The following is a 4,498-nucleotide window of genomic DNA, read 5'->3' on the forward strand; positions in this document are numbered from 1 at the left end:
CCGATATCAAGGGCGTGCAGATGAAGATCGAGTGGGGCAGCCAGATCCGCTCCTATGTTTTCATGCCCTATCAGCTGGCCAAGGATACCCGTACCGGCTATGAGATGGGCAACATCGATAACGTCATGGACGGCGATATCGACGGCTTCATCAATGCCTACCTCACCCAGCTGGCCACCGGCGAGCTGAAAAAATAAGGCGACTGGGAGCGTGTGCGGATGGCGTCCGCACAGGCCGGCCAGCGCCGCCGGAATGCTCCTGAACGATACAGGCCCAAAGAAAAGGCGCGGCTGAAAGGCCGCGTCCTTTTTCCGGAAAAAAAGAGAAAGGAATCGCAAGACATGGAAAACAACACTCCCGCAGCGCCCCAGGAGAATAAAATGGGCGTCATGCCCATCGGCAAGCTCCTGGCGGGCATGGCCATCCCCATGATGATCTCCATGCTGGTGCAGGCCCTCTACAACGTGGTGGACAGCGTCTTCGTGGCCCAGATCAGCGAGGATGCCCTCAACGCCGTCTCCCTGGCGTTCCCGCTGCAAAACCTGATGATCGCCGTGGGCTCCGGTACTGCCGTGGGCATCAATGCCCTGCTCTCCCGCTCCCTGGGCGAGAAGAACCAGGACATGGCGGATCGGGCAGCCAACACGGGTATCTTTTTGTCCCTTTGCAGCTTCGTGGTATTCGCTTTGATCGGCATCTTCCTCTCCCGTCCTTTCTTCCTGGCCCAGGCCGCAGGGGAGGAGAGCATCGTGGAGTACGGTACCCAGTACGCCACCATCTGCCTGGGGTGCTCCCTGGGCGTCTTCTGCCAGTTCTGCTTTGAGCGGCTGCTCCAGTCCACCGGCCGCACCTTCTACGCCATGTGCACCCAGCTCACCGGCGCCGTCATCAACATTATCCTGGACCCCATCCTGATTTTCGGCCTCTTCGGTGCTCCCCGGATGGAGGTGGCGGGTGCCGCCATTGCCACGGTGGCCGGGCAGATCGTGGCCGCCCTGCTGGCCCTGCTGCTGAACCTCAAGAAGAACCACGATATCCACATCCGTCCCCGGGAGATCCGCTTCAACAAGGAAGTGGCAGGTGTCATCTACCGGGTGGGCATCCCCTCCATCGTCATGCAGTCCATCAGCTCCGTGATGGTCTTCGGTATGAACAAGATCCTCTTCGGCTTCACCAAGACCGCCACCGCCGTCTTCGGTTCCTACTTCAAGCTCCAGAGCTTCGTGTTCATGCCGGTCTTCGGCCTCAACAACGGTATGGTGCCCATCGTCAGCTATAACTTCGGTGCCGCCCGGCCGGAGCGTGTGCGCCGGACGGTGAAGCTCTCCGTCTGCACTGCCATCGCCATCATGGCGGTGGGATTGCTGGTGTTCCAGCTCTTCCCCCGGACGCTGCTGGGCTTCTTCAACGCCTCTGCCGACATGATGGAGATCGGTTCTGTGGCCCTGCGGATCATCAGCGTATCCTTCCTGTTCGCCGGCTTCTGCATCATTGCGGGCTCCGTGTTCCAGGCCATCGGCAACCCCCTGTACAGCCTGGTCGTCTCCGTGGGCCGTCAGCTGGTGGTGCTGCTGCCGGTGGCGTGGCTGCTGTCCCTGACAGGCCGGCTGGAGCTGGTGTGGTGCGCATTCCCCATTGCCGAGCTCATGAGCCTGACCCTGAGCATCATCTTCCTGCGCAAGACCTTCCGGGATGCCGATGCCTATATGGCCCAGCGGGCTGCGGACTTCGCCCGCAAGGACGCCGAGGCATGAGGCTGTGACAGAGCAATCAAAAAGAGCGCCTGATTGTCAGGCGCTCTTTTTGCGTGGGGTCATTGGGAGAGAAATTCGTTGGGATCCATGGTGTCTCCGTCCTTGGTGACGGAGAAGTGGAGATGGGGGCCCTGGGCGGCCTCCGAGGCGGCGGTGGTGCCCGCAGTACCGATGATCTGACCGGCGCTGACGCTCTCACCCGCTGTCACCATGGGACCTTCCTGAAGGCTTGCGTAGGTGGCCTCCACGCCGTCCCCGTGGTCAATGACCACGGTAGTGCCCAGCAGGGCGTCCTCCGTCACGGAGAGGACGGTCCCGGCGCTGGCGGATACCACGGAGTCCCCCTCCTGCGCGGCGATATCCACGCCGTCGTGGATCCGCCAGTCATCCATGGTGGGGCTGTAGAGCAGCTCATCTACGGAGAAGGCCGTCACCACCTCCCCCTCCAGAGGCTGAACCACCGGCTGCGGTGCCTCCGCCACCACCGGCACCTCCACGGTGACAGGCTCCTCCGGCATACTGGCGGGGATCTCCTCCTGGGCAGAGGCCTCTTCCGTCTCCGGGGGGATGGTCTGTGCCGGCTGGGGCTCCTCCTGGATCACCGCCGGAGCCGAGGCCTCTTCCTCCGCCTGAGACTCCTGGCTGCTGCCGCCGAAGAGCCAGAAGTAGCCGCCGATCCCGGCGGCCAGCACACACCCGGCCAGCACCACGGGAAAGGCCCCGCTCATCAGGGACTTGAATTTGTTTTCCATGTAATACCTCCCTCATATTGGGTCTGAGGGAAGTATGGGCGCTTTTTCCGGGATTTATACAGAATTTGGCGGCGGCAAAGAGACAAAAAAGGGAGACGCTCCAGGCGTCTCCCTTCTGCTATGCGGAACTTTATTTGATGATGAGGGTCTTTCCGTCCATCTCCGGCGGGCAGGCCAGGCCCATCACATCCAGGATGGTGGGGGCGATGTCCGCCAGACGGCCGTCAGAGCGCAGCTCCGTGCCGGCACCGCAGAGGATAAAGGGTACGGGATTGGTGGTGTGGGCGGTCATGGGAGAGCCGTCAGGCTCCTCCATCTGCTCGGCGTTGCCGTGGTCGGCGGTGATCATGGCGATACCGCCCATCTTCATGGTGGCGTCTACCACCCGGCCCACGCAGGTATCCACCGTCTCCACAGCCTTCACCGCCGCTTCGTAGACACCGGTGTGGCCCACCATGTCGCAGTTGGCGAAGTTCAGGATGATGACGTCGTAAGCGCCGGACTCGATGCGCTCCACGCACTTGTCCGTGACCTCCACGGCACTCATCTCCGGCTGGAGATCGTAGGTGGCCACCTTGGGGGAGGGCACCAGCACCCGGTCCTCGCCGGGGAACACCGTCTCGGTGCCGCCGTTGAAGAAGAAGGTCACATGGGCGTACTTCTCCGTCTCGGCGATGCGCAGCTGGGTCAATCCCATCTGGCTGAGATATTCGCCCAGGCCATTGGCGACGCTGACCCGGGGGAAGGCCACCTCCACATTGGGCATGGAGGCGTCGTACTCCGTGTTGCACACAAAGGTCAGGGGGAAGAACTGACGGGTAAAGCCGTCAAATTCGGGATCCACCAGGGAACGGGTGATCTCCCGGGCCCGGTCGGGGCGGAAGTTGAAGAAGATCACGCTGTCGTTATCGGAGATGGTGCCGTCCCGGTCGCAGACCACAGGCTCCACAAATTCGTCGGTGACGCCGGCGGCATAGGAGTCCTTCACAGCGGCCACGGGCACGGGATTGAAGGTGGAACCCTCTCCGTAGACCATGGCGTCATAGGCCATCTCCACCCGGTCCCAGCGTTTGTCCCGGTCCATGGCGTAATAGCGGCCCATCACCGTGGCGATCTTGCCCACACCGATGGAGCGGCACTGCTCCACCGTCCGGGCCACAAAGTCGGCGCCGGAGGTGGGGGAGACGTCACGCCCGTCCAGGAACGCATGGATATAGACCTTTTCCAGTCCCTTGCGCTTGGCCATCTCCAAAAGGGCAAAGAGGTGGTCCAGATGGGAGTGGACGCCGCCGTCGGACAGAAGGCCCATCAGGTGCAGGGCAGTACCCTTTTCCAGGCAGGCGTCCATGGCGTGATTGTAGGCGGGATTCTCAAAGAAAGAGCCGTCACGGATGGCCTTGGTGATGCGGGGCAGATCCTGGAACACCACACGGCCCGCGCCGATGTTGGTGTGGCCCACCTCGCTGTTGCCCATCTGCCCGTCAGGCAGGCCCACATCCAGACCGGAGGCCCGGAGGGTGGTATGGGCATATTCCTGGAAAAACTGATCCAGGCGGGGAGTGCTGGCGGCGCGGATAGCATTGCCGACAACGCCGTTGGTGAGGCCAAAGCCATCCATAATGATGAGGGTAGTGGGTGTTTTATTCATAGAAACCTCGTTTCAAGAATCATCGATTCGCCGTTGTAAAGGGGATTACTCCTGGTTGGCGGCGTTGATGATGTCCAGGAACTGATCGGGCTTCAGAGCGGCGCCGCCGATAAGGCCGCCGTCGATGTCGGGCTGAGCCAGGAGCTCCGCAGCGTTCTTGGGATTCATGGAGCCGCCGTACTGGATGGTGACGGAGCGGGCCACCCGGGCGCCGTACAGAGCGCGGATGGTGGCGCGGATGTTGCCGCAGACCTCACCGGCCTGCTCGGCGGTAGCGGTCTTGCCGGTGCCGATGGCCCAGATGGGCTCATAGGCGATGATGCAGCGGCGCAGCTTGTCGGCGG

4 protein-coding genes and 1 pseudogene are annotated in these 4,498 nt (G+C 62.3%); 2 read left to right on the top strand and 3 right to left on the bottom strand.

Annotated features, from left to right (window positions below; all coding sequences use genetic code 11):
- Both prfB and ACT67G_RS11790 read left to right on the top strand, forming a co-directional pair.
- A pseudogene (gene prfB / locus ACT67G_RS11785) lies at positions 1 to 197 on the top strand (peptide chain release factor 2); the annotation flags it as partial.
- Between the two features lie 144 nt (positions 198 to 341).
- Positions 342 to 1,754: an MATE family efflux transporter gene (locus tag ACT67G_RS11790; RefSeq protein WP_326214512.1), complete on the top strand. Its 1,413-nt coding sequence runs from the start codon at positions 342 to 344 to the stop codon at positions 1,752 to 1,754.
- Between the two features lie 59 nt (positions 1,755 to 1,813).
- On the opposite strand, the gene ACT67G_RS11795 is transcribed toward ACT67G_RS11790, so the two are convergent.
- From ACT67G_RS11795 to ACT67G_RS11805, 3 genes are all read right to left on the bottom strand, one after another.
- Positions 1,814 to 2,506, bottom strand: coding sequence for a peptidoglycan DD-metalloendopeptidase family protein (locus ACT67G_RS11795; RefSeq protein WP_443664353.1), 693 nt, complete (start codon positions 2,504 to 2,506; stop codon positions 1,814 to 1,816).
- A gap of 130 nt (positions 2,507 to 2,636) precedes the next feature.
- Positions 2,637 to 4,154, bottom strand: coding sequence for a 2,3-bisphosphoglycerate-independent phosphoglycerate mutase (gene gpmI / locus ACT67G_RS11800; RefSeq protein WP_443664354.1), 1,518 nt, complete (start codon positions 4,152 to 4,154; stop codon positions 2,637 to 2,639).
- A 45-nt stretch (positions 4,155 to 4,199) separates the two neighbouring features.
- The coding region (locus tag ACT67G_RS11805; protein WP_443664355.1) for a triose-phosphate isomerase family protein at positions 4,200 to 4,498 on the bottom strand (299 nt) is incomplete at its 5' end.

Origin of the sequence: Dysosmobacter sp. (assembly GCF_052306735.1) — a bacterium.
Classification (GTDB): Bacteria; Bacillota; Clostridia; order Oscillospirales; family Oscillospiraceae; genus Oscillibacter.

Excerpts from the sequence above, each read along its gene's own strand:
- gpmI (WP_443664354.1), bottom strand. The coding sequence starts at position 4,154 with ATGAATAAAACACCCACTACCCTCATCATTATGGATGGCTTTGGCCTC.
- ACT67G_RS11795 (WP_443664353.1), bottom strand. The coding sequence starts at position 2,506 with ATGGAAAACAAATTCAAGTCCCTGATGAGCGGGGCCTTTCCCGTGGTG.
- ACT67G_RS11790 (WP_326214512.1), top strand. The coding sequence starts at position 342 with ATGGAAAACAACACTCCCGCAGCGCCCCAGGAGAATAAAATGGGCGTC.